Origin of the sequence: Pseudomonas helleri (assembly GCF_045830615.1) — a bacterium.
GTDB classification, from domain to species: domain Bacteria; phylum Pseudomonadota; class Gammaproteobacteria; order Pseudomonadales; family Pseudomonadaceae; genus Aquipseudomonas; species Aquipseudomonas helleri.
The window spans coordinates 816,364-840,669 of sequence record NZ_CP174501.1; the positions used below are offsets into that span (position 1 = coordinate 816,364).

The following is a 24,306-nucleotide window of genomic DNA, read 5'->3' on the forward strand; positions in this document are numbered from 1 at the left end:
CCGGGGGAGAGGGAGCTTCACCGAGGCGTTATAGAGTTCAGCGCAGTACTTTCAGGCCGCAGAAAAGCTTCCGCATCCCCTAATCGGCCCCCTCTCCTTCGGGAGAGGGCTGGGGTGAGGGGGCGGGCAACTCAATCGTCCCAGCCAAACACCTCACACGCATTTGCCGTGCTGGCCTCGGCCAACACCTCGGCACTGATCCCCATGACTTGCGCCAGCGCTTCACAAATAGCCGGCAAGTGCTCCGGGCTATTACGTTGGTTGGGGTACATGACAGGCGCCATGTCCGGCGAGTCGGTTTCCAGCACAATGGATTCCAGCGGCAAGTCGGCGATGACTTTGCGCAGGCGCAAAGCCTGGGGCCAGGTCGCGGCGCCACCCAAGCCCAATTTGAACCCCAGCTTGATGTATTCGCGAGCTTCTTCACGGCTGCCTGCAAACGCATGAATGATCCCGCCGCGCTTAAGCCGAAAACGCTTCAAGGTCGCAATCACCGGCGCATGGCTGCGGCGTACGTGCAGCAAGGCCGGGAGTGAGGCGTCTGCCGCCAGTGTTAACTGCGCTTCAAATAACGCCTGCTGTGCGTCGCGATCCAGCTCCGGCAAAAAGTAGTCGAGGCCGATCTCACCGACCGCGCACAACTGCGGGTGCCCGGCCAGACGCTCCAGCCATTGCCCAAGTTCGCGCACATGCTCGGGCCGGTGCTGCGCCAGGTACACCGGATGCAAGCCAAAGGCGGCGTAGAGCTGAGGGTCGGTTTGAACCCAGTCCCACAGGCGCTGCCAATTGTCCTGATACACCCCCAACACGACCATTTGCCTGACCCCCAACGCCCGGCTGCGCGCCAGTAAACACGCGCGGTCGGGGTCAAAGTCCGGGAAGTCGAGGTGGGTGTGGGTGTCGATCAGGTGCATACAGCCAACCTACTGAATGCGCTGTTTAAAGGTGCGCGCAATCGCCCGGATGCCCGGCTCGTAGCGCCGATCTTCAATGGCCGCCAAGGCCAGTTCCAGGGCTTTCTCAGCGATCAGCGGGTGCTGTTGGCCCATGGCATTGACCGGCAGCGGCAGGAAGTCCAGCAACTGTGTATCACCAAACGTGGCCAGGCGCAGAGGCGGCGTGTGATCAGGGTGCTCCAGCAACGCATCGAACATGCCTTGCAGCAGCACGTAGGAGGTTGTAACCAGCGCTTCAGGAAAATGCCCCAAACGCTCCAGCAGCTCATCGATGATGCGCCGGCCACAGTCGCGGCTGAAGGCTGCGCCGTGTTCGATCAGGATTTCACCTTCAAAGCCTTCCAGTGCCTGTTTGAAGCCCGCCGCCCGCGCCTGGCTGATGCTCAGTTCGGGGCGTGCGCCGATCAGGGCGATTTGCTGCGGCAGGGGGGTGAGCAGGCTACGGGTCAGTTGCAGGCTGGCTTCGCAGTCATCGCTGATCACGGAGCAGAAGCGCGCCGGGTCCAGGGTCCGGTCAATCGCAATAATCGGCATGCCGAGGTCTTGCAGTTGACGGTAGCTGTCATCTTCAGGTGGCAGGCAACTGGCCACAAACAAGGCGTCGCAACGGCGGGCACGAAACAGCTTGAGCAACTGCCGCTCGCTGTCGGGTGCGTCGTCGGAGCTGGCGATCAGCAGTTGATAGCCGCGCGCACGGGCACCTTGCTCCAGTTGTTTGGCGATGCGTGCATAACTCGGGTTTTCGAGGTCCGGGAGAATAAAACCCAGTGTGCGCGTGTGTCGGCTGCGCAGGCCTGCGGCTTGCGGGTTGGGGGTAAACCCATGCGCCTCGACGACTGCGCGTACGCGCTCGACCGTGCTGCTGCTGATGCGCTGCTGCTCGGCCTTGCCATTGATGACATAGCTGGCGGTAGTCACCGAAACCCCTGCCAGGTGTGCAATATCACTGAGCTTCACGCCGAAAATTCCTTATTTTTTGTAGTACGTGTCGACATTGTGGTCAATCCTAACCGATTACGGCAGTCGATCATCGTCTGCCTTGTGGTCACTGTATTTTTTTGCAACATCGCTCGGTTGACATCGATCAAACCGACAGGTTGGGCTTCAAGCGCGAGCGATTATGCAGTAACGTGCCGTTCTTTCTTGATTAAACGATTCAGCCTACGTGATTTAAGGTGTTTTCCTACGACAGCAGGGTGCTTGCCACACATCTGCTGACACACTCCGGGGAGAGCGACCTAAGCTGACATAATTCAAAACAATACCGTGCGCCATTGAGCGTCGGAAAAGGAGAACGCATGCTCGAGCTCACCATAGAGCAGATTTCCATGGGCCAAACGGCTGTGGACAAGTCTGCGGCGCTGCACTTACTCGCCGATAAACTGGTCGCCGATGGTTTGGTGGCCGAAGGTTATCTGAATGGCTTGCAGGCGCGTGAGGCTCAAGGCTCAACCTTTTTGGGGCAAGGTATTGCGATCCCCCATGGCACCCCTGAAACCCGCGACCTGGTGCACACCACCGGCGTGCGTTTATTGCAGTTTCCACAGGGTGTGGACTGGGGCGACGGGCAGATTGTTTACTTGGCGATCGGGATTGCGGCCAAGTCCGACGAACACCTGCGTCTCTTGCAACTGCTGACCCGGGCGCTGGGTGAAACCGATCTGGGTGAAGCCCTGCGCCGCGCCAGCACACCAGAGGCGCTGCTCAAATTGCTCCAGGGCGCCCCGCAAGAGCTGGCGCTGGACGCTCAGATGATCGGCCTTGGCGTGTCTGCCGACGACTTTGAAGAACTGGTTTGGCGCGGTGCGCGTTTACTGCGCCAGGCCGATTGCGTGAGCAACGGTTTTGCCGCCGTCCTGCAACAAGCAGAAGCGCTGCCGCTGGGTGATGGCCTGTGGTGGCTGCACAGCGAACAAACGGTCAAACGCCCGGGGCTGGCGTTTGTCACCCCAGATAAACCCATTCGCTACCTTGGCCAGCCGCTCAGCGGCCTGTTCTGCCTGGCCAGTTTGGGCGAGGCGCATCAGGCCCTGCTTGAGCGCCTGTGCGCCTTGCTGATTGAAGGGCGTGGTCAAGAGTTGGGCCGCGCCACCAGTCGCCGTGCGGTGCTTGAAGCCCTGGGCGGCGAGTTGCCGGCTGATTGGCCGAGTGCACGCATCACCTTGGCTAATGCCCACGGTTTGCATGCGCGCCCGGCCAAAGTGCTCGCGCAATTGGCCAAGGGCTTTGAGGGCGATATTCGTGTGCGCATCCTCGATGGCCAAGAGGGCAGCGCCGTGTCTGCCAAGAGCTTGAGCAAACTGCTCAGCCTCGGCGCCCGTCGTGGCCAGGTGCTGGAATTTATCGCAGAACCGACCATCGCCAATGACGCCTTGCCAGCCATTTTGGCGGCGGTTGAAGAGGGCCTTGGCGAAGAAGTCGAGCCACTGGCACCGCAAACCGAACAGGCGCCAGCCTTGGCCGAGATTGCTGAAGTGGTGCTGGCCCCGGCTGCCGGCAGCGTGATCCATGCCGTGGCGGCGTCGCCGGGCATTGCCATCGGCCCGGCACATATTCAGGTGCTGCAAACCTTCGATTACCCGCTGCGCGGCGAGTCGTCTGCCGTTGAGCGTGAGCGTCTGCACGGTGCTATCAGTGCGGTGCGCCAAGACATCGAAACGTTGATCCAGCGCAGCCAGTCCAAGGCCATTCGCGAGATTTTCATCACCCACCAGGAAATGCTCGACGACCCGGAACTGACCGATGAAGTCGGTTCGCGGCTCAAACAGGGCGAAAGTGCCGAAGCCGCCTGGATGGCGGTGATCGAAGCGGCGGCCCGTCAGCAGGAGTCCTTGCAGGACGCGCTGCTGGCCGAGCGTGCGGCGGACTTGCGCGATATTGGTCGCCGCGTACTGGCGCAATTGTGTGGCGTCGAAACCCTGGCCGAACCCGATCAGCCCTACGTGTTGGTGATGGACGAAGTCGGACCTTCTGACGTGGCGCGCCTCGACCCGGCGCGGGTCGCGGGCATTTTGACCGCTCGCGGCGGGGCCACCGCACACAGCGCCATCGTGGCGCGCGCCTTGGGCATTCCTGCTCTGGTGGGTGCCGGTGACGCGGTGTTGCTGCTGGCGCCAGGCACGCAATTGTTGATCGACGGCCAGCGCGGTCGCTTGCACGTGGCTCCCGATGCGGATGCCCTGCAACGCGCCCTCGATGAGCGTGACAGCCGTGAACAACGCCTGCTGGCCGCCTCGGAGTTGCGCCATCAACCAGCCGTCACCCTGGACGGGCATGCCGTTGAAGTATTCGCCAACATTGGTGAGAGCAAAGGCGTGGCCGCCGCGGTTGAGCAGGGCGCCGAAGGCATTGGTCTGTTGCGCACCGAGCTGATTTTTATGGCCCACCCGCAGGCGCCGGATGAAGCGACCCAGGAAGCCGAGTACCGCCGTGTGCTGGACGACCTGCATGGGCGACCTTTGGTGGTGCGCACGTTGGACGTGGGTGGCGACAAACCCCTGCCATACTGGCCTATCGAGAAAGAAGAAAACCCGTTTTTGGGGGTGCGCGGCATTCGTCTGACGTTGCAGCGCCCACAGATCATGGAAAGCCAATTGCGCGCGCTGTTGCGCTCGGCTGACAACCGCCCGCTGCGCATCATGTTCCCGATGGTCGGCAGCGTGGCTGAATGGCGTGCGGCGCGGGACATGACTGAGCGTCTGCGTCTGGAAATCCCGGTAGCTGACTTGCAGTTGGGGATCATGGTCGAAGTGCCTTCTGCCGCCTTGCTGGCGCCGGTGCTGGCCAAGGAAGTCGACTTTTTCAGTGTCGGCACCAACGACCTGACGCAATACACGCTGGCCATCGACCGTGGTCACCCGACCTTGTCGGCACAAGCCGACGGCTTGCACCCGGCAGTGCTGCAACTGATCGACATCACCGTTCGCGCCGCCCATGCCCACGGCAAGTGGGTGGGTGTGTGCGGTGAATTGGCGGCCGACCCATTGGCGGTGCCAGTGCTGGTGGGCATGGGTGTGGATGAACTCAGCGTCTCGGCCCGCAGCATCCCTGAAGTTAAAGCACGAGTACGTGAGTTGAACATGGAACGTCTTAAAACACTGGCCGAACAGGCTCTGAGCGTCGGCAGCCCGGACGAAGTCCGCGCATTGGTAGAGGCCCTGTAATGGCCAAGATTCTCACCATCACCCTTAACCCGGCGCTGGACTTGACCGTGCGCGTGCCGCACCTGGAACCCGGTGAAGTCAATCGCAGCCAGACCTTGCTCAGCCATGCGGCGGGCAAGGGCCTCAACGTGGCGCAAGTGCTGGCCGACCTTGGCCACTCCCTGACCGTCAGCGGCTTTCTGGGCGAAGACAATCAGCAAGCCTTCAACGCGCTGTTTGCGCGCCGTGGTTTTGCCGACGCCTTTATCCGCGTGCCGGGCGAAACCCGCAGCAACATCAAGCTTGCCGAAGACGATGGCCGCGTCACGGACATCAATGGCCCCGGCCCGCACGTGAACGATCTGGCGCAACACGCCTTGCTCGACAAACTCGACCACATTGCCGCCAGCCATGATGCGGTGGTGGTGGCGGGCAGCTTGCCGCGTGGTGTCAGCGCGCCGTGGTTGCGCGAATTGGTGCTGCGCCTCAAAGCCTTGGGCTGCAAAGTGATTCTGGACACCAGCGGTGAAGCCTTGAAAGAAGGCTTGCGTGCTGGCCCGTGGCTGGTCAAACCCAATGCCCAAGAACTCAGTGAAGCGCTGGGCCACCCGGTCAGCAGCGTGGCCTCGCAAGTCGCGGCCGCCACCGAGTTACAGACCTTGGGGGTTTCACATGTGGTGATTTCTCACGGGGCAGACGGCGTGAACTGGTTCAGCCGCGAGACTCAACCCTTGCAGGCGGTGCCGCCCAAAGTGCGCGTGGCAAGTACGGTCGGGGCGGGTGATTCGCTGCTGGCGGGCATGGTGCACGGCCTGATCAGCGGCCACAGCCCGGAACAGACACTGCGCAGTGCAACCGCAATTGCGGCGCTGGCAGTCACCCAGATCGGTTTTGGAATCAGCGATGCGGTGCAGTTAGTGACGCTCGAAAGCGGCGTCAACGTCCGCGCCCTGGCACAAAAATAAGAGGGATACACATGAAATTAGCCATTGTGACGGGCTGCCCCAACGGCATGGTGACCAGCGTGCTGTGTGCCCGCTTGCTCGATGCCGCCGCGCAGCGTCAGGGCTGGAGCACCAGCGTAGAAGTGCATGACCCCAAGCACCCTGAGCGTCAGTTGTCCAAGGCGACCATCGACGAAGCGGAGTGGGTGCTGGTGGTCAGCAGCACGCCGTTGGACATGCAGCGTTTTATTGGCAAACGGGTCTTCCAGAGCAGCCCGGCCCAGGCCCTGCAAGATGTTGAAGCCGTGTTGCTGCGCGGCGTCAACGAAGCCCAGGTGTATACCGCCCCCAGCATTGAGGCTGAGGTTATTGAGCAGGCTCACACACCTAAAATTGTCGCCGTTACTGCTTGCCCGACGGGCGTTGCGCACACCTTTATGGCGGCTGAAGCCTTGCAACAGGCGGCCAAGCGTTTGGGTTACGACCTGCAGGTCGAGACCCAAGGCTCGGTTGGCGCCCGCAACCCGTTGAGTGCCCAGGCCATCAGCGACGCGGACGTGGTGCTGTTGGCGGCTGATATTGAAGTCCCGACTGAGCGTTTTGCGGGCAAGAAAATTTACCGCTGCGGCACCGGCATTGCGCTTAAACAGGCCGAAGCCACGCTGAAAAAAGCCCTCGCCGAAGGCCGGCAAGAGAGCGCGGCAACGGGCGGTGCGGCCCCGGCCAAGCAAGAAAAAACCGGCGTCTACAAACACCTGCTGACCGGTGTGTCGTTCATGCTGCCGATGGTGGTGGCGGGCGGCTTGCTGATCGCGTTGTCCTTTGTGTTCGGCATTAACGCTTATAAAGAGCAGGGCACCCTGGCTGCGGCGCTGATGCAAATCGGTGGCGATGCGGCCTTTAAATTGATGGTGCCGTTGCTGGCGGGTTACATCGCCTACTCGATTGCTGACCGTCCAGGCCTGGCGCCGGGGATGATTGGCGGCTTGTTGGCGAGCACCTTGGGGGCTGGTTTTATTGGCGGGATCATTGCCGGTTTTATTGCCGGCTACTGCGCCAAGGCGATCAGCCGTTATGCACGGTTGCCGCAAAGCCTTGAAGCGCTGAAGCCGATTTTGATCATCCCGTTGTTTGCCAGCCTGTTCACCGGCCTGGTGATGATCTACGTGGTCGGCAAGCCGGTGGCCGGCATGCTCGAAGGCTTGACGCATTTCCTCGACAGCATGGGCACCACTAACGCGATCCTGTTGGGCGTGTTGCTGGGCGGCATGATGTGTGTCGACCTGGGCGGGCCGATCAACAAGGCGGCGTATGCGTTTTCGGTCGGTTTGCTGGCCTCGCAAAGTTATGCACCGATGGCTGCGACCATGGCGGCGGGCATGGTGCCGCCGATTGGGTTAGGCATCGCGACCCTGATTGCACGTCGCAAATTCGCCCAGACCGAACGTGAAGCGGGCAAGGCGGCGATGGTGCTGGGGCTGTGCTTTATCTCGGAAGGCGCGATCCCGTTTGCGGCCAAAGACCCGCTGCGGGTGATCCCGGCCAGCGTCGTGGGCGGTGCGCTGACGGGGGCGTTGTCGATGTACTTCGGCTGCAAACTGATGGCGCCGCACGGCGGGTTGTTCGTGCTGTTGATCCCGAATGCCATCAACCACGCGTTGCTGTACTTGCTGGCGATCGTGGCCGGCAGCCTGGTGACCGCAGTGGTCTACGCCCTGATCAAACGCCCGGAGCCCGTGGACATGGCGCTGGAAACGGCCAAGGCGTGACGCAAGCCCCTCACCCCAGCCCTCTCCCGAAGGAGAGGGAGCCGATTGGGGGTTGCTGTTGATTGGCTGCGGTCTGCTGACTTTGGCGTTGATATCGAAAACGACTCGGTCAGTTCCCTCTTCCGGAGGGAGAGGGTTGGGGTGAGGGCCAGCCATCTCGCTTAGTCAGGTTGTAAACGCCAGCTCAGGACGTTCGCGCAGCAGGATCAAAAACAGGTGGCCGCTGTACGTGGGTTGGCGAACCGGTAACCCCAAGCAAAAACCGGCAGATCTGAAGATCTCCCACGCTCAGCCGTATATAGCAATTACGCATTATTCTTGAGCATCCCAGATCGCCAAATCCGGTCGCCTTTTGGGCGAGCGATGACTATAGGCGCCGTACTGCAAACGCAGCAATTGGCAAAGCTGTGCGAAACATCCCGAATAATCGTGAGAGCAAAAGCCCCTCACCCTAGCCCTCTCCCGGAGGGAGAAGGAACCGATTGGGGGTTGCTTGAGCATGTTTGCAGTCTGAAAGTATTGCCATTGAATCCAGAACAACCCGGTCAGCTCCCTCTCCCGGAGGGAGAAGGAACCGATTGGGGGGTGCTTGAGCATCTTTGCAGTCTGAAAGTATTGCCATTGAATCCAGAACAACTCGGTCAGCTCCCTCTCCCGGAGGGAGAGGGCTGGGGTGAGGGCGCTTTTAACATTCGCCCGGCCACGCGATGTACCTCTTCCAATACCTCATTCATTTGTTCAAGCACCTGCCGGTTATCAAACCTCAATACGGTGATCCCCAGACCTTGCAGGTAAGCGGTTCTACGCCGGTCGTAGGCCAACGACTGTGCATCAAAATGCTGGCCGCCATCGAGTTCAATGGCCAGCTTCAACTCAACACAATAGAAGTCCAGTACAAAGGGCGGGCAGGGATGCTGGCGGCGGAACTTTAGATTCAGCAGTTGTCTGGCGCGTATCTTTTGCCAAAGGTGTAACTCACAGTCGGTTTGTTCAACGCGCAAACGCCGGGCGAACTGGCGTTGTTCATGGGTGAGGCGTGGCAGCATGTTTCACTTCCCTGTGAAAAGTTGATGTGCCAAGTTCAGCGTAGTTGTTTAAAACCCCGCTGCTGCCCACTAAGCATGGATATAACAGCGCTGACTGTAAGAAAGTTCTTTTATTTGTTTCAAGCACATAATTTACTGATTCTTTGCCTAGTCTTGTAAAACAGGGATGTTTCAGGCTGTATTAACTAAAGGGATTTATTATGAGAAGAGGTCATATCAAAAAAACGGTTATCAACTCTATCGTCGGCGCGTTATTTATTTTGCTGGGCGCTGTCGCCCCCGCGTATGGGGCGGCGCTGTGCAATGGCGGCCCGGCGCTGCTGGGCGGGGTGACGTGTGACATGTTACCGATTGGTGGCGGCTCGGCGTTGTGTCTGTTTGTCGGTGTGGATAAAAATGCCAATGGCAGAGTTGAGGGAGGAACTTCGGATACGTGCATCTTGATTGATGCAAACAATAAACAACGCCCTGGCTACAGTTGTACCCAGGCGTGTAGAAACACAAACGGTTGCTCCAGGCCGCAGTGTTTGTCTTTAAAAAAAATCAGGCAGTAAATAAAAAGGATTCGGGTCAAAAATACCGCCCTGATACTAATCAGGGCGGTATTTATCGATTAATACACATCCCGGCGGTAACGGCCTTGCTCGATCAACTGTTGCACCGCATCAGCCCCGAGCAGGTCGATCAGCGTTTGATCCACGCCCGCTGCCATGCCGTTCAGGCTGCCGCAGATGTAAATGGCCGCACCGTCCGCCAGCCAACGACGCAGTTCATCAGCGGCCTCGCGCAGCCGGTCTTGCACATACACCTTGTGCGCCTGGTCCCGTGAGAAGGCCAGGTCCAGTCGGGCCAACTCGCCACTGGCCAACCAACCTTGCAGTTCGTCGCGGCAGTAGAAGTCGTGCGCAGCATTGCGTTCGCCAAACACTAACCAGTTTGGCTGCTGACCCTGGGCGATTCGGGCCTTGAGCAAACTGCGCAGCCCGGCAAGCCCGGTACCGTTACCCAGCAGGATCAACGGGCAAGGTTCGGCAGGCAGGTGGAAGCCGCTGTTGCGCCGCAGCCGCAGGCTGATCGCCGCGCCCAGTGGTGCATGTTCAGTCAGCCAACCTGAACCCAGGCCCAGGCTGCCATCGGGGTGGCGCTCTTGACGCACGATCAGTTGCAGCACGCCGTCCTGGGGGATCGAGGCAATCGAGTATTCGCGCATGTTCAACGGGATCAGGGCGTCCACCAGCGCCTGGGCGTGGAGGCCGACCAAGTGCCCGCGATTCTCTGGCAATTGGCGGCTGGCCAAGGCTTGAGCGAGGGTTTCTTGCAGGCCGTCCAGGTGCACCGGTGTGTGTGCCGACAAGCCCAACCCGTCGAGCAGGTGTTCTACCGCCCACGTCGACTGCCTTGGCATTACTTCAACCAGATCTCCTGCCTGCCAGGTGAAGCTGGCGTCAGGTGCGCTGAGGCCCAGCAGGTAAACCCCGGAACCGCTGCTGTCAGGGTTCAGCAGTTGCCGCTGTTCAAGGGTCCAGTTGTTGTAACTCGGCGCTTGCCAGTTGGCGCCGGGCACAGCGCCTGTCAGTTGGCTGAGGTGCACTTGCCAGTGGTGCAGGGCTTCGGGATCGCCACTGTCGACCTGCACCGGGCTGAACAGCGACTGTGCGCCACGCTCGGCCAGCCATTGCTGGATACGGGTGGCAAAGCCGCAGAAGTGCGGGTACTGGCGATCACCCAAGGCCAGTACCGAGTACTTGAGGGCGCTGAGGCCCAGCGGTTGGCCGAGGATTTTACGTTCAAAGCCGCGCGCGCTGTCCGGGGCTTCGCCATCGCCAAAAGTGCTGACCACAAACAAGGCATTGCTGGCCTGCTGGAGGTCTTCTTCGCTGACGGCGGCCAATGGCTGGACGCGCACCGGCAAGCCCGCCGCCTGCAATTGCCCGGCGGTTTGCCAGGCCAGTTGCTCGGCAAAACCGCTTTGGCTGGCAAAGCCGATCAGCCAGGACGGCGCATCGCTCTGGGTGTCGCTAAAGCCCTGTCGCGCCTGTTTGACCTGACGCTTTTTGCGCCGACGGTCCAGGTACAGCAACCAGCCGGTAATAAAGAACAGCGGCATGGTCAGGGACGCAACGGTGACCAGCACACGCCCGGTGATGCCCCAGTAGCTGCCGGTGTGCAGGGCGTAGATGCTGGTCAGTAGTTGCGCCTTGTAGCTTTTATCGTCATAGCGATCAACGCGCTTCACCACGCCGGTGGCCGGGTCGAGGGTGATCTGGTTGAACGCGCGCTCATGGGGCGAGGTTTTCAATAGATAGAAAACCGTAGCGGGCAGGCCAGCACCAGGCGGCATGCGCACGTTATACACGCTCAGGTCGGGCCCGGCGGCTTTCTGGATACTGGCCCAGATTGCGTCGTAATCGGCAACCAAGGGGGCGACTCCGGGCGCGGATGGGCCGCCACGTCCACCTCTGCGTTGCTCGGCATTCGGGTTGTCGGAGAAGAGTTTTTGCAGGCCTTTGTTGTACCACTCGTAGGACCATGACAAGCCGGTCAGTGCGGCCAACAGGTAAAAGATCAAGCACCAGGTGCCGGCAACCGCATGCAGGTCCCAATTGAAACTGCGGCCTTTTTTCGCCCAGTCCAGGGTCAGCCAGGCGCGCCAGTTCAATGCCTTGCGCGGCCAGCGCAGGTACAGGCCCGACAGGCAGAAAAACAGCAGCATCAAGGTGCAGGCCCCGGTAATCTGGCGGCCGGTGTCACCGATGGCCAGAAAACGGTGCAGTTGCAGCATCAGGTTGAAAAAGCCCAGGCCCGAAACGTCGCCCTGGTAGTCGCCGGTGTACGGGTCAACATAGCGCAATTGGCCACGGCGTTCGCCCGGCGGCGGGGTGAAAAAGATGCGCGAGGCGCTCTCGGTGTCAATGCCGCCCCAAATCATGGCCACTTGTTTACCTTCGGTGGCCTCGACTTTACGCACCAGTTCGGCAGGCGGCAGCACGCCGCTGTCGAGCTTCTGGACCTTGAGCACAGTCGGATTGAGCCAGTCCAGTATCTCGTCCTGAAACGACACGGTCGCCCCTGTGATGCCCATCAGGGCCAGGACCAGCCCTGCGGTTATTCCAAAAAACCAGTGCAGCTGGAACAGGGTTTTCTTAAACACGACGGCCGCCTTGCTCGCTCAATGAATTGCGTCACCGCGCATTATGCCGTGACCGCGTTGTTTACACGCAAATGCCCCGGCCATGGTTGGGTCGGGGCACTGGTTATCGCTGTGGGCTGGCCCACAGTGGCTTGCGCGCTTAGAAGTGGAAGCTGGTGGTCAACAAGGCTGTACGGCCTGCCGCCTGATTGGCGAAGTGCGAGGCGTAGGCTTTGTCGTAGTACGTTTTGTCCGTCAGGTTTTGCACGTTCAGTTGCAGGTCGATGTTTTTGGTCAGCTTGTAGCTGGCCATCGCATCGTAGCGAGTGTAGGACGGCACATAAACGGTGTTCGCCGTGTCGCCATAGACCGCGTCGACATAGAACGCACCGCCGCCAATGGTCAGCTTCGGCATGACTTCATAAGTGGTCCACAGGCTGAAGCTGTTTTTCGGCGTGTTCGGCATTTCGTTACCTTTGTCGGAACCGGCGCTTACCACACCGTTACGGCCTTTCAAGCCTGAATCAACCAGCTCGCTTTTCAGGTAGCTGTAGCCTGCAAACACTTGCCACTTGTCAGTGATTTTGCCGCTGGCCGACAGTTCGATACCGTCAACCCGTGATTTGCCGGCGTTTTCATAGGTGAACGCATCGGTCAGGACCCGGGTGTTCTTTTTCTCGGTGCGAAACACCGCAGCGGTCAAGGACACGCGGTCCTGGAGCACGTCCCACTTGGTGCCCAATTCATAGTTAACGGTTTCTTCAGGTTTCAGGTCGCTCACGCTGTTGGTGGTGACCAGCGGGTTGCCTTCTGCACCTTCGCCAACCAGCGCGCCGGGTGGTGTGGCGGAGGTGGCATAGGAGGCGTAAACGCTACCGTTATCCAGTGGTTTCCAGACCAGGCCCGCTTGCCAGTTGAAGAAGTTACTGTCGTTTTTGGCTTTGGTACGGCCCTTCGCTGCGTTGGTGTTCGCGGTGGTATCAAACTGGTCGTAACGCAGGCCGGCGTTGAGCAGCCATTGCGGGTGGAGTTCGATGGTGTCAAACACGTAGGCGGCTTTGGTCACGCCCACGGTGTTGGTGCCGTAGTAGTTGCGCGCTTCGGTGCCAGTCCACTCGTCACTCGGGTTCGGGTTGGACAGCGAGGTGCACTGGCCGCCGCTGTTGCCGACTTTGTCAGGGGTGCAATTAGGGTTGCTGTTCGGCGTCACGGTGTAGCCGCTGGCGCGGGTTTCTTCGCGAGTGAACTCAACACCGGTGGAGTAGGTGTTCTTGAAGCCCGCCAGGTTGAAGTTACCGTACAGGTCAGTCTGGTTGGTGGTGGTCTGGGTCGTCGACACACGGGTGTTGGCGCGGCGCCAAACGGTACCGTACTGGTTAACGTTGTGCTGGCTGTCGTCCGGCTGGGTAAGGATGTAGTCCTGGCCGGTGTTGCCGTGACGGAAGGTGTTCTTCACGGTCATCGAATCGTTGAAGTCGTGTTCGAACGTGATGGTGCTGATGTCGACACGGGTCTTGCGGAAATCGCGGTCTTTGAGCCCGTAGAAGTTATTGCTGTTGCCGCCGTCATCCGGTTTGTCGTGAACGTGCGCGGCGGTTTTCGAGGCGCTGCCGTAGCCGTAAGGAATGCCCGAATCTGGCAGGTCGTCGCTTTTCAGGTGGTAGTAGCTGAGGTTCAGGCGGGTGTCGGTGCCCAGGCCGAAGGTCAGCGAGGGGGCAATGCCCCAGCGGTCGTAGTTGACCGAGTCACGGCCTGCGACGTTTTGCTCGTGGCTCATCAGGTTCAGACGGAACGCGGCGGTGTCAAGGAACTGACGGTTGATGTCGACGGTGTAGCGGCGGGTTTGGTCTGACCCGTAGGTGAAGCCACCGTTGAGGAAGTCGCCCAGTTTTGGAGTCTTGCTCACCAGGTTCAAGCTGCCGCCCGCCGAGCCACGGCCACCGAAAGACGAGTTCGGGCCTTTGCTGACTTCGATGGATTCGATGTCAAAAATTTCGCGGGTTTGCCCGCCTGCGTCGCGCACGCCATCCAGGTAGGTATCGCCCTGGGCGTCAAAGCCACGAATAAAAGGACGGTCGCCTTGTGGGTTGCCGCCTTCGCCTGCGCCAAATGTCACACCTGGTACGGTGCGCAGGGCGTCTTGCAGCGAGGTGGCGGCGGTGTCTTGCAGCACTTGCTGCGGAATGACCGTGACCGAGCGCGGCGTGTCGACCAGCGGCGCGGTGTACTTCTGGGAGCTGGCTTTTTCTGTCTGGTACGACTGTTGGGTCTGTTCACCGGTCACGGTGGTTGCACCCAAAGAAATACTGTTGCCCTGCGCTGGCTTTTCGGTGCTTTCAGCGGCCTGGGCCATCTGGTTAGCAGAGGTTGCCGTGAGCGCTACACCGATGGCCGAAGCCAGTAAACGCGGTGAATTGGCAGGTATTTTTATACGTTGGCGCGACATCTGAAGATCCTCCCCCCGGAATTTGAGGGGCGGAATATAGTGCAAACAATTCCTCCTAACAATTGAGAGGGATTACTATTCGCGCTAAATTTACATTCTTTACAATTTGCCGTTACGGGTTTTGCAAGGCTATTCGTCTCCCGACTTTTTAACAAAGTTTTACACGATCAATAAGAATCAATACCATTGGCACCCTTCTCTTGTTCAGGTATCGCGCCATGCTGCTGCACATTCCCGGCTTGTTCTCCCGTGAAGAAGTCCAGCGCATCCGTGAGGCGTTGATAGCGACAGAGTGGGCTGACGGCAAAATCACCGCCGGGTATCAGTCCGCCAAAGCCAAGCACAACCTGCAATTGCCCGAAGGTCACCCGCTGGCCAAGGAAATCGGCGCGGCGATGATTGAGCGCTTGTGGCAAAACCCGTTGTTCATGTCGGCGGCCCTGCCGCACAAAGTGTTCCCGCCGCTGATCAACTGCTACACCGGGGGCGGAAGTTTCGACTTTCATATCGACAATGCGGTGCGCCAGCCCAAGGGCAGCACGGAGCGGGTGCGCACGGACCTGTCGGCTACCCTGTTTTTCAGTGACCCAGAGGACTACGACGGCGGTGAGCTGGTGATCCAGGACACCTACGGTGTACAGCAGGTCAAGTTCCCGGCGGGGGATATGGTGCTGTACCCCGGCACCAGTTTGCACAAGGTCAACGCGGTGACCCGTGGCGCCCGTTTTGCCTCGTTTTTCTGGACCCAAAGCCTGGTCCGTGAAGACAGCCAGCGCACCTTGCTGTTCGAGATGGACAACGCCATTCAGCAATTAACCCGCGATGTGCCCGATCACCCGTCACTGATTCAACTCACCGGCACCTACCACAACCTGTTGCGCCGCTGGGTTGAGGTGTAAGCCATGAGCTTTCAATTACGCCGCGAAGAACTGCTCAGCGGCGAGCAACTGCAAAGCATGCTCGCCGAGAACCCGGCCCGTGCCGCACAAGCCATTTTGATGGCCGCCAAGCAAGGCATCCTTGAAGGGCAAGCGCTGCTCGGCCAGATCCTGCTGGAAGGGCAGGGTATTGAGCGCGATGTGCCGCTGGCCTTTCGCTGGTTCGCCATTGCCGCCAACGGCGGGCACTTGATGGCGCGCAACATGCTTGGGCGTTGCCTTGAACATGGCTGGGGGTGCGAGCTGGATGAGCGCGCGGCCGCCAGCCATTACCGCCTGGCTGCTCAGGGCGGGCTTGATTGGGGGCTGTACAACTACGCCAACTTGCTGGCGACCGGGCGCGGTGTGGTGCAAGACCAGTACGCAGCGTTTGCGCTGTACCGCGAAGCCGCGCATTTGGGCCACGCCAAGTCGATGAACTTGCTGGGGCGCTACCTTGAAGACGGTCGTTATTGCCCGGCAGACCCGCAGGCCGCGCGCCAATGGTATGAACGCTCGGCCCATGCCGGTGATTTTCGCGGGCAATTCAGCCACGCCGCCGTGTTGGCCGAGCGCGGTGATATAGAGGGCGCACTGGTTTGGCTGGAGCGTGCCCAGGCCATCGGCAACCTGAAGTTTTTGCGGGTCAGCCGCGTCGCGTTGCTTGAGGCCAAAGAGCCGGCCATTCGGGCCATGGGTGAGGTGTATCAAGCGCGGATCAACACCTTACAGCAGGCGGTGTGACACCCATCGGCGGCACCGTCAGGCCATAAAAAACCTCCCCGGAGGCCCATCCGGGGAGGTTTTTCTGTAAGGCTTACAGGTAGAACGACTTCAGCGGCGGGAAGCCATTGAACTCAACAGCGCTGTAACTGGTGGTGTAGGCGCCGGTCGACAACCAGTACAGGCGATCACCGATGGCCAGGTTGAGTGGCAGGCCGTATTTGTAGTTTTCGTACATGATGTCGGCGCTGTCGCAGGTAGGACCGGCGATGACCACTTCTTCCATTTCGCCTTTCTTTTCAGTCCAGATCGGGAACTTGATGGCTTCGTCCATGGTTTCGATCAAACCAGAGAATTTGCCGACATCGGTGTACACCCAACGCTCAACAGCGGTGCGCGACTTGCGGGCGACCAGGACCACTTCACTGACCAGAATCCCGGCGTTGGCGATCAACGAACGGCCCGGCTCCAGAATGATTTCTGGCAGGTCGTCACCAAAGTCTTCTTTCAGGAAGCGGATGATTTCTTCGGCGTAGGTTTCCAGGCTGTTGGTACGGGTGATGTAGTTGGCCGGGAAGCCGCCACCCATGTTGATCAGCTTGAGCACGATGCCGTCTTCTTCTTTGAGGCGCTCGAAGATCACTTTGACTTTGGCGATGGCCGCGTCCCACACGCTGATGTCGCGCTGCTGCGAACCCACGTGGAACGAAATACCGTAAGGCACCAGGCCCAGGTCGCGGGCCAGAATCAGCAGGTCCATGGCCATGTCGGTCTGGCAGCCGAACTTGCGCGACAGCGGCCAGTCAGCCGTGGTCGAGCCTTCAGTGAGGATGCGCACGTAGACTTTGGAACCCGGTGCGGCCTTGGCAATGTTGCGCAGGTCGGCTTCGGAGTCGGTCGAAAACAGGCGCACGCCTTTTTCGTAGAAGTAGCGGATGTCTTTGGATTTTTTGATGGTGTTGCCGTAGCTGATGCGATCCGCCGTCACGCCCTGGGCCATCACTTTGTCCAGCTCGTAAATCGAAGCGATGTCGAAGCTCGAGCCTTTGTCGCGCAACAGGTTGATGATTTCAACGGCCGGGTTGGCCTTGACCGCGTAATACACCTTGGCGAATTCGAAACCTGCACGCAGGTCGTCGTAAGCCTGGCTGATCATGGCGGTGTCGATCACCACGAACGGGGTTTCTTGGGTGTCAGCGAACGCCTTCATTTTTTGGAAGGTTTCGCGCGCGAAATATTCTTCGACCTGAATCGACATACGTAGGGACTCCTAGTGGCAAACGTCATAAATCAATGGGTGCAAATGAACATCCTCCGTATCCCCACTTTGGTTCGCCTACTTCCCAAGGCATGTCCGCCGAAAGCTTGCTCTCTCGTCGTCAGTACTTGAGCCGGATGGATCGTTTCCAGCATGGATGTTCGGCGCGAACTTTAGGGCGTGACTGCGCTGAGATCAACTAAAAATGTCGCATTTTTATAAGCCTTCGTCGGGTCGCCAAAGTGAGCTATTTAAGTAACCGACCTTGATGACGGTGTGATGTTCCCACCGTGGCTTTTTTGCCCGCTGCCCAATAGACGAAGCCCGCCATAGGGCGGGCTTCGGTAGTTGCACATTGAAGCGTGGCTTACCTGGGGGGAAGGATCGGGCCGGGCCTCAAAATGCAGTACTCAGGGTCAACGACAGGCTGCGCGGATCACCATAAATGGCGCCTGCATAGAAGCCGTATCGGGTGTAGTAGGTTTTGTCGAAGAGGTTGTTGGCATTCAGGGTCACGGCCGTGTCATCGGTGAGGTCGTATTTGGCCATTGCGCTCCAGATGGCATAACCCGCCCACGTCACGTCGGTGGGGCCGCGGCTCACACCATTGGTGGGAATGCCCGCCGGGGTGGAGGTGGCGCGAATGCTGGTTTGCGCGGTGACGCCGGTGCCCACGGTCAGGCGATCAAGTGCACCCGACAAGCGATAGGTGGTCGAGGCCTTGAACAAGTGCGACGGGTCACTTTGGCCGTCGGCGTTGAGGCGGCGAAAGTGCAGGTAGGTGTAGCCACCGTAGACATTCCAGTTGGGCGTCAAGGCACCGGAGACTTCGAGGTCGATACCTTCGGTCTCTACGCCGGTGCCCGTGGTGTAGGCCTGGTTACCGGTGGGCGTGGTATTGGCGCCATCGGTCACCGCCTTGTTTTCCTGGCGGGTCAGGAAGTAGGCCGCTTGCGCATTGACCTGTCCGTCGAACCATTCACCTTTAATACCGGTTTCGTAGCCCTGACCGCGAATCGGCTCGATCTTGTTGCCGTTGGCGTTTTCTTCGCTTTGCGGGCTGAAGATGTCGGTGTAGCTGGCGTACAGCGAGTAGGTGTCGTTGAGGTCATACACCGCGCCCAGGTAAGGCGTGACGATACCGTTTTGTTGTTGATTGCTGCGCGCACCGTTGGTCGACAACGTGGTGCTGCTGTAATCGCTGATGCGCGCGCCGAGGATCACCGACAACGGGTCGGTAATGCTCAGGCGGGTGGCCGCATACATGCCTTGCAGGCGGGTGGTGGTTTTGGTGTGCAGGCCGGTCTTGTAGGCGTTGATCCGGTAGTCGCTGTCCACCCCGTTGTGCCAGTCGGTAATCGGGAAGCCGTTGTTGGCGCGGAACTGGCACCCCAGCGCGCTGGCGCTGGTGCGGTCATCGCTGACCATGTTGCAACGGTACTGAGGCGACCAGGCGACGGTGCGGCTGTCGTTATAGCCGAACATGGCCTGATGGGTACGGCCGAACAGGCTGAATGGGCCGGTCACGTCGACTTGTGCCGATTGCTGGGTGGTGTCGGTGGAGCTGTGCAGGCCGTTGAGTACGGCGCCGGTGCCATCCTGGTTCCAGTAACCGCCGAAGGCGCCGCCGCCTTTGGAGTTAACCTTGGCCAGCCCACGGTGATTCAACGCTTCAGTGGTGCTTTGCGAGGCTTTGACGTTGAGCGTCCAGTCATTGTCAAAACGATGCTCCAGCGAGCCGAACGCCGTACGCGTGGTGTATTCGCCAAAACTCCAGCTCGGCACCACGTTGGTGCTGCGCGGCAGGTGGGTTTTACTGCCATCGCCGTACCAGATCGGGATATTCGCGCCCCAGCCGCCGCCGACGTTCTTGTAGTACTCGTATTGATAGCCGGCGCCCAGGGTTGTGGCGTCGGTCAGGTCAAATTCAAAGTTGGCCAGCGCGGCCCGCGAACGGTCGGACTGATGGTCGCGGAAAGAGTTGGAGTCTTCTTGGGTCATGACCAGGCGCGAGCGCAAGCGGCCATCTTCTGACAAGGGCACGTTGAGATCAGCGCCCAGGCGCCGTTTGTCCCAACTGCCATAGGTGGCGTAAGCACGGCCGCCAAACTCGAAGCCCGGACGTTTGCGCATCAGGTTGACGGTGGCCGACGGGTCGCCCGTGCCGCCCAACAGGCCATTGGCACCGCGAACGATGTCGATACGTTCGTACATGTCCATGTTCAGCGAGTTACCGGCGCCGCTGAAGTCCGAGCCGCCCGGGAACTGCAGGCCGTCGGTTTTCCAGTTGGTGATCGGATAACCGCGTGCCCGGTACTCGGTGCGCCCGCCCACTTCCGACTTGCTCATGGTGATGCCGGGAGCGCTGTCCAGCGCTTGCTCGATATTAGTGATCTGGCGGTCGGCCATTTGTTCCTGAGTGATGGTGGTGACCGACTGTGGCGTCTGGCGCGGGGTGAGTTTCATACCCGTCGAACTGGTGGTGCTCTTGACGGTGTAACCCAGTTGGCCGCTGCTTTCATCGGCGGAGGGCTGGGTGCCCTGAACATTCAGAGTGTCGAGTTCCAGCGGCGCGGCGCCAGCCTGTTGGCTGGTCATGCCGAGCATTGCACTGAGGCCCATGGCGACCATGATTGCGACAGGGCTGCGGGGAGCTGAAAGGCGAGAAGGGGTGCTTAACATCAAAGGTCGTGCTGAGAGATCCGTCATCATGCCCTGCGTTGTCATTGGTAATACTTCGTATTTGCAGATAATGTTTGGTAGCATTTTAGGTATCGCGCCGTCAGGCACTATTACGGATATGTGTGGGTATGTAATGGAATGTAATGAGCAGTACGTTTTGCCCACCCCCAAACCCCTCGCAGCCGCCAAGACGCTGTTGGTGGTGGATGACGACGATGAAATCCGCGAGTTGCTCTGCGACTACCTGAGTGAGAACGGCGATCAGGTGCTGGCCGCCGCCGATGGCGTGCAGATGTGGGCGCACCTTGAGCGCCAGGCGGTCGACCTGGTGGTGCTGGATGTCATGCTGCCGGGCGAAGACGGCCTCAGCCTGTGCCGCCAGTTGCAGTCGCGCCCCGGTCTGAGCGTCATCATGCTGTCGGCCAAGGGCTCAGCGCTGGATCGCATCATTGGCCTGGAGGTGGGCGCCGACGATTACCTGACCAAGCCTTTCGAGCCCCGTGAGCTGGTGGCCAGAATCAAGGCGGTGATGCGCCGACAAACTCGGGCCGAGCCCGTTGTGGATCGCCCGGTCACGACCCACCGCGAGTTCGCCGCTTATCGTCTCGATGATGTAAAGCGCCTGCTGCACACCCCGGATGGCCAGACCCTGACCTTGCCGCGCTCCGATTTCAGGGTGTTGCGTGATTTGCTCCAGGCCCGTGAGCAGGTGCTGTCCCGCGATCAATTAACGCTGAGTGCAATGGGCCGTGAATACGCGCCCGACGACCGCTCGATCGACATGTGCATCAGCCGCCTGCGCCAGCATTTCAAGGACGGGCCCGTGCAGATCGTGACCGTGCGCAATGAAGGCTACCTGTTGAGTGTCTCCAGCCCTGAAGCGGCGGTTTAGCCCGGTGCGCGACCTGCTGCTGAAGGGTGTGAGGCGCCTGTGGCCGAAAACCTTGTTTGGCCAACTGACGCTGATTCTGGTCAGCGGCACGCTGGCCATTCAATTGTTGTCGAGCAGCATCTGGTTCGACGTGCGTTATGCACAGGTGCTCGAAGCCCCGGTCCGGCTAATGGCCAGCCGCACCGCACCACTGATTGACCAGCCCGGTTGTGTGCCGGGGCAGCCGCAAACAGCCCCGGCCAATTACACGGTCAGATGCCTGGCCTCGAAACCCGATAGCCAACCTGAAAACGATCGTGCTGCCCGACGCACAGCGCTGCTGTTAAAACAGGCGTTGGCGTATGAATTGGGGCATGAGCCCACGGTTGAAATGATCGAGGTCGACCTTACCGATGCCGAGGGCCAGCCGCTGGTCTGGCGCAGCCTGTTTGGCCTGCAAACGGCCACTGCGCATATCGACTTCGCGGTGCCGCTGGGCGACGGTCACTGGTTGAGCATCGAGGGGCACGAGTTACAGGGCTGGAGCGGCGAGTCGGCGTGGGCGTTGATTGCCGACTACATTCTGCGGGTCTATGTGGTGCGCATTATCGGCGTGATCGGGATGTGCTGGCTGGCGGTGCGGCTGTGCCTGCGTCCGCTTAAACGGCTGAGTGATGCCGCCAATGCGCTGGGCGATAACCTGGATCAGAAGCCGTTGGCGGTTGAGGGGCCGCTGGAGGTTCGTCAGGCCGCCCAGACCTTTAACGCCATGCAAAAACAGATTATTGCGATGGTCAATGACCAGAGCTTTTTTCTCGCGGCGGTGTCCCACGACCTGCGCACGCCATTGACCCGCATGCGCTTGCGCATCGAGCGATTGAGCGATGTTGATCAGCGTGATCGCTTGAAGCAGAACATCTACCAGATGGACAAGATGATTACCCAGGTACTCGTCTATTTGCAGAGCGCCAACCAGCACACGTGCCAGTTCATTGATGTCGACAGTGTGTTGCGCAACCTGTGCGCAGAGTTGTCGACCCCCGCCGAGCCGTTACCCATCAGCGGCCGGGGCGGGATGATCTACGCCAACGGCGTGCTGTTGCACCGTTGCTTGCAGAACTTGCTGGTAAACGCACAAGCCTATGCCCGCGACATCACCCTTGAGGTCGAGCGCTCGTCTAGCGGCGTGACGTTGCGCATCAACGATCGCGGGCCGGGCATCGCGCCAGCGGTGTTGCAGTCGATCACCGACCCGTTCGTGCGCGCCGATCACTCGCGCAACGATCAGTCCGGCGGTTTTGGTTTGGGCCTGAGTATCGCCAAGCGCATCGCCGTCAGCCACAAGGGCAGCCTGACGCTGAGCAATCGTGAAGGGGGCGGTTTGAGCGCCTGTGTGTTCTTGCCCGCTCAGTGAGGGGACGGTGCGATGTTTCACACTTCATGAACCGAGCCGCCACGGTTTGGCCCTTGCAGCAAAATTTGAGGGCCCTAGCATGGGCTGATCATTAGAAGGAGCAGCCTCATGTTCGCGGGATTTCAAACAGCTCAGCGCCAGGTCAATGGCGTTCACATTGCCTACCGTATCGGCGGCAGCGGGCCGGGTTTGTTGTTGATCCATGGTCACCCGCAAACGCATGTCATCTGGCACAAAGTCGCTGAGCAATTGGCGGAGCACTTCACGGTGATCGCGGCCGACTTGCGCGGTTACGGCGACAGCGAAAAGCCCGCAGCAGTGGCCGATCACAGCAACTACAGCAAGCGTGAAATGGCCCGCGATTCGCTGGCGTTAATGCACAGCCTGGGCTTTGAGCAGTTCTCGGTGCTGGCCCATGATCGCGGTGCCCGTGTGGCCCATCGTCTGGCGCTGGATCACCCGCAGGCCGTCACCCGTTTGGTGATGCTCGACATCGCCCCGACGCTGGCGATGTACGCGCAGACCGACGAAGCCTTTGCCCGGGCTTACTGGCACTGGTTCTTTTTGATTCGCCCGGCGCCGCTGCCGGAGCGCCTGATCGAAGCCGACCCCGAGCAATACCTGTTGAGCGTGATGGGCAGTCGCAGCGCCGGTTTGCAGCCGTTTACGGCGCCCGCGCTGGCCGAATACGTGCGCTGCATTCAATTGCCGGGTACGGCGCGGGGGATCTGCGAGGACTACCGCGCCAGCGCCAGCATTGACCTTGAGCATGACCGCGAAGACATCGACGCCGGTCGACACCTGAACCTGCCGGTGCTGGTGCTGTGGGGCGCGCAAGGGACGGTCGGTCGCTGTTTCGACCCGCTGGCCGAATGGCAGAAAGTCGCAACCGATGTGCGTGGCCAGGCGTTACCGTGCGGGCACTACATTGGCGAGGAAGTCCCCCAATTGCTGCTTGAGCACGTGCTGCCTTTTTTGCGCTGAGCTATTCTCTGCATTCTTGTCGCCACGCGTTCATGACCATGCCGCCCAAAAAAGACACTGCGCCGTTGCCTGAAGACCTGCGGGTGTTCCTTACGGTTGTGCGCAAGGGCGGCTTTGCCGCGGCGGCAGAAGAGCTGGGATTGTCCCCGGCCTATGTCAGCAAACGTATCCAGATCCTTGAAACCACCCTTGGCAGCCGCTTGCTGCACCGCACCAGTCGACGTGTCGCCCTGACCGACGACGGTGAGCGGGTGCAGCGCTGGGCGGTGCGCATCCTCGACGATGTTCAGCAATTGCAGGACGAATTGTCCGAAGCGCATACCGCGCCCCGTGGCCGTTTGCACCTGTGCAGCAGCTTTGGCTTTGGCCGCAACCATGTCGCGCCGGCCATTTCGTTACTGGCCGAGCAGTACCCGGAACTGGAAATCCGCCTCGATGTGTTTGATCGCGTGGTGGACATTGTGCATGAAGGGTTCGACCTGGAAATCCATGTGGGCGATGACATTGCCGGTCAACACATCGGCCGTCGTCTAGTGACCAACAACCGCGTACTGTGCGCCTCGCCCGACTACCTCAAGCGCCGGGGCGTGCCTGAGTCGCTGCAAGATTTGCAGCAGCACGATTGCCTGGTGCTAAAAGAGCGCGACAACGCGTTTGGTATCTGGCAACTGCAAGGCCCGGAAGGTGAGGCCAGCGTGAGGGTCAGCGGGCCGCTGTCTTCCAACAGCGGCGAAATCGTATTGCAGTGGGCGCTGGACGGGCGCGGTGTGTTGCTGCGCTCGATGTGGGATGTAAAACCGCTGCTGCAGCAAGGGCGGCTGGTGCAGGTGCTGGCCGACTACCGGCAAAGCGCCGACGTATGGGCGGTGTACCCGACGCGGCTGGCCAATTCCGGCAAATTGCGGGTGTGTGTGGAGTTTTTGCAGGCGCACCTGCGACAACTTTCCACCTCGTAGGAGCGAGCTTGTCTCGCGATCTTTTGATCTTTAAAAGATCGCGAGACAAGCTCGCTCCTACAGGGGGC

At 60.1% G+C, this 24,306-nt stretch carries 17 protein-coding genes; 10 read left to right on the forward strand and 7 right to left on the reverse strand.

Translation table 11 applies throughout. The annotated features are described in order from the left end of the window. Nucleotides 1-131 precede the first annotated feature (131 nt). Together ACJJU9_RS03835 and cra are read right to left on the reverse strand one after the other, a co-directional pair. Nucleotides 132-914 carry a TatD family hydrolase gene (locus tag ACJJU9_RS03835; RefSeq protein ID WP_407730092.1) on the reverse strand — a complete coding sequence of 261 codons (783 nt, stop codon included), beginning with the start codon at nt 912-914 and terminating at the stop codon, nt 132-134. Between the two features lie 9 nt (nt 915-923). After that, nucleotides 924-1,913, reverse strand: a complete 990-nt coding sequence (gene cra, locus ACJJU9_RS03840; protein ID WP_273218569.1) for a catabolite repressor/activator — start codon at nt 1,911-1,913, stop codon at nt 924-926. A gap of 341 nt (nt 1,914-2,254) precedes the next feature. Between cra and ptsP the strand changes: the two genes are divergently transcribed. From ptsP to ACJJU9_RS03855, 3 genes are read left to right on the forward strand one after another with little or no spacing between them, the layout of a single operon-like run. Then, nucleotides 2,255-5,119 carry a phosphoenolpyruvate--protein phosphotransferase gene (ptsP, locus tag ACJJU9_RS03845; RefSeq protein ID WP_407730093.1) on the forward strand — a complete coding sequence of 955 codons (2,865 nt, stop codon included), beginning with the start codon at nt 2,255-2,257 and terminating at the stop codon, nt 5,117-5,119. After that, nucleotides 5,119-6,063 carry a 1-phosphofructokinase gene (gene pfkB / locus ACJJU9_RS03850; RefSeq protein ID WP_407730094.1) on the forward strand — a complete coding sequence of 315 codons (945 nt, stop codon included), beginning with the start codon at nt 5,119-5,121 and terminating at the stop codon, nt 6,061-6,063. The genes ptsP and pfkB overlap by 1 nt, the downstream gene beginning before the upstream one ends. An 11-nt stretch (nt 6,064-6,074) precedes the next feature. Then, the gene (locus ACJJU9_RS03855; protein WP_407730095.1) at nt 6,075-7,811 is read left to right on the forward strand and encodes a PTS fructose-like transporter subunit IIB; all 1,737 of its coding nucleotides are present in this window, start codon (nt 6,075-6,077) and stop codon (nt 7,809-7,811) included. Between the two features lie 641 nt (nt 7,812-8,452). Here the strand turns inward: ACJJU9_RS03855 and ACJJU9_RS03860 are convergent. Beyond that, on the reverse strand, nt 8,453-8,857 hold the full coding sequence (locus ACJJU9_RS03860) for an endonuclease domain-containing protein (protein WP_082158070.1): 405 nt from the start codon (nt 8,855-8,857) through the stop codon (nt 8,453-8,455). 200 nt (nt 8,858-9,057) lie between these two features. Between ACJJU9_RS03860 and ACJJU9_RS03865 the strand changes: the two genes are divergently transcribed. Continuing rightward, a complete protein-coding gene (locus ACJJU9_RS03865; protein WP_407730096.1) occupies nt 9,058-9,411 on the forward strand; it encodes a hypothetical protein in 354 nt (117 codons plus the stop codon). A 59-nt stretch (nt 9,412-9,470) separates the two neighbouring features. Here ACJJU9_RS03865 and ACJJU9_RS03870 read toward each other — a convergent pair whose 3' ends face one another. Together ACJJU9_RS03870 and ACJJU9_RS03875 are read right to left on the reverse strand one after the other, a co-directional pair. Further along, nucleotides 9,471-12,008: a PepSY domain-containing protein gene (locus ACJJU9_RS03870; RefSeq protein WP_407730097.1), complete on the reverse strand. Its 2,538-nt coding sequence runs from the start codon at nt 12,006-12,008 to the stop codon at nt 9,471-9,473. Between the two features lie 139 nt (nt 12,009-12,147). Beyond that, nucleotides 12,148-14,433 carry a TonB-dependent siderophore receptor gene (locus ACJJU9_RS03875; protein WP_153331746.1) on the reverse strand — a complete coding sequence of 762 codons (2,286 nt, stop codon included), beginning with the start codon at nt 14,431-14,433 and terminating at the stop codon, nt 12,148-12,150. Between the two features lie 218 nt (nt 14,434-14,651). Here ACJJU9_RS03875 and ACJJU9_RS03880 point away from each other — a divergent pair, with 218 nt between their 5' ends. Together ACJJU9_RS03880 and ACJJU9_RS03885 are read left to right on the forward strand one after the other, a co-directional pair. Next, nucleotides 14,652-15,332 (forward strand): Fe2+-dependent dioxygenase, encoded by a 681-nt coding sequence (locus ACJJU9_RS03880; protein ID WP_407730098.1) that lies wholly within the window; start codon nt 14,652-14,654, stop codon nt 15,330-15,332. A 3-nt stretch (nt 15,333-15,335) separates the two neighbouring features. Beyond that, nucleotides 15,336-16,094 (forward strand): tetratricopeptide repeat protein, encoded by a 759-nt coding sequence (locus ACJJU9_RS03885; RefSeq protein WP_407730099.1) that lies wholly within the window; start codon nt 15,336-15,338, stop codon nt 16,092-16,094. A gap of 73 nt (nt 16,095-16,167) precedes the next feature. On the opposite strand, the gene ACJJU9_RS03890 is transcribed toward ACJJU9_RS03885, so the two are convergent. After that, the gene (locus ACJJU9_RS03890) at nt 16,168-17,331 is read right to left on the reverse strand and encodes a type III PLP-dependent enzyme (RefSeq protein ID WP_153331743.1); all 1,164 of its coding nucleotides are present in this window, start codon (nt 17,329-17,331) and stop codon (nt 16,168-16,170) included. Nucleotides 17,332-17,727: 396 nt separating this feature from the next. Then, nucleotides 17,728-19,962 carry a TonB-dependent siderophore receptor gene (locus ACJJU9_RS03895; protein WP_407730944.1) on the reverse strand — a complete coding sequence of 745 codons (2,235 nt, stop codon included), beginning with the start codon at nt 19,960-19,962 and terminating at the stop codon, nt 17,728-17,730. A 184-nt stretch (nt 19,963-20,146) separates the two neighbouring features. On the opposite strand from ACJJU9_RS03895, the gene ACJJU9_RS03900 reads away from it, so the two are divergent. The 4 genes from ACJJU9_RS03900 (at nt 20,147) to ACJJU9_RS03915 (ending at nt 24,238) form a co-directional block, all read left to right on the forward strand. Continuing rightward, nucleotides 20,147-20,905 carry a response regulator gene (locus tag ACJJU9_RS03900; RefSeq protein ID WP_407730100.1) on the forward strand — a complete coding sequence of 253 codons (759 nt, stop codon included), beginning with the start codon at nt 20,147-20,149 and terminating at the stop codon, nt 20,903-20,905. A gap of 19 nt (nt 20,906-20,924) precedes the next feature. Continuing rightward, nucleotides 20,925-22,298, forward strand: a complete 1,374-nt coding sequence (locus ACJJU9_RS03905) for an ATP-binding protein (protein WP_407730945.1) — start codon at nt 20,925-20,927, stop codon at nt 22,296-22,298. 108 nt (nt 22,299-22,406) lie between these two features. After that, on the forward strand, nt 22,407-23,282 hold the full coding sequence (locus ACJJU9_RS03910; RefSeq protein WP_407730101.1) for an alpha/beta fold hydrolase: 876 nt from the start codon (nt 22,407-22,409) through the stop codon (nt 23,280-23,282). Nucleotides 23,283-23,320: 38 nt separating this feature from the next. Next, nucleotides 23,321-24,238, forward strand: coding sequence for a LysR substrate-binding domain-containing protein (locus ACJJU9_RS03915; RefSeq protein ID WP_407730102.1), 918 nt, complete (start codon nt 23,321-23,323; stop codon nt 24,236-24,238). Nucleotides 24,239-24,306 lie beyond the last annotated feature (68 nt).

What these genes read in the sequence shown, in the direction of transcription:
- ACJJU9_RS03890 (WP_153331743.1), bottom strand. Translation starts at nt 17,331, where the DNA reads ATGTCGATTCAGGTCGAAGAATATTTCGCGCGCGAAACCTTCCAAAAA.
- ACJJU9_RS03855 (WP_407730095.1), top strand. Translation starts at nt 6,075, where the DNA reads ATGAAATTAGCCATTGTGACGGGCTGCCCCAACGGCATGGTGACCAGC.
- ACJJU9_RS03900 (WP_407730100.1), top strand. Translation starts at nt 20,147, where the DNA reads ATGGAATGTAATGAGCAGTACGTTTTGCCCACCCCCAAACCCCTCGCA.
- ACJJU9_RS03880 (WP_407730098.1), top strand. Translation starts at nt 14,652, where the DNA reads ATGCTGCTGCACATTCCCGGCTTGTTCTCCCGTGAAGAAGTCCAGCGC.
- ACJJU9_RS03895 (WP_407730944.1), bottom strand. Translation starts at nt 19,962, where the DNA reads ATGGTCGCCATGGGCCTCAGTGCAATGCTCGGCATGACCAGCCAACAG.
- ACJJU9_RS03910 (WP_407730101.1), top strand. Translation starts at nt 22,407, where the DNA reads ATGTTCGCGGGATTTCAAACAGCTCAGCGCCAGGTCAATGGCGTTCAC.
- ACJJU9_RS03875 (WP_153331746.1), bottom strand. Translation starts at nt 14,433, where the DNA reads ATGTCGCGCCAACGTATAAAAATACCTGCCAATTCACCGCGTTTACTG.
- ACJJU9_RS03835 (WP_407730092.1), bottom strand. Translation starts at nt 914, where the DNA reads ATGCACCTGATCGACACCCACACCCACCTCGACTTCCCGGACTTTGAC.
- ptsP (WP_407730093.1), top strand. Translation starts at nt 2,255, where the DNA reads ATGCTCGAGCTCACCATAGAGCAGATTTCCATGGGCCAAACGGCTGTG.
- ACJJU9_RS03915 (WP_407730102.1), top strand. Translation starts at nt 23,321, where the DNA reads ATGCCGCCCAAAAAAGACACTGCGCCGTTGCCTGAAGACCTGCGGGTG.
- ACJJU9_RS03860 (WP_082158070.1), bottom strand. Translation starts at nt 8,857, where the DNA reads ATGCTGCCACGCCTCACCCATGAACAACGCCAGTTCGCCCGGCGTTTG.
- pfkB (WP_407730094.1), top strand. Translation starts at nt 5,119, where the DNA reads ATGGCCAAGATTCTCACCATCACCCTTAACCCGGCGCTGGACTTGACC.
- ACJJU9_RS03865 (WP_407730096.1), top strand. Translation starts at nt 9,058, where the DNA reads ATGAGAAGAGGTCATATCAAAAAAACGGTTATCAACTCTATCGTCGGC.
- ACJJU9_RS03885 (WP_407730099.1), top strand. Translation starts at nt 15,336, where the DNA reads ATGAGCTTTCAATTACGCCGCGAAGAACTGCTCAGCGGCGAGCAACTG.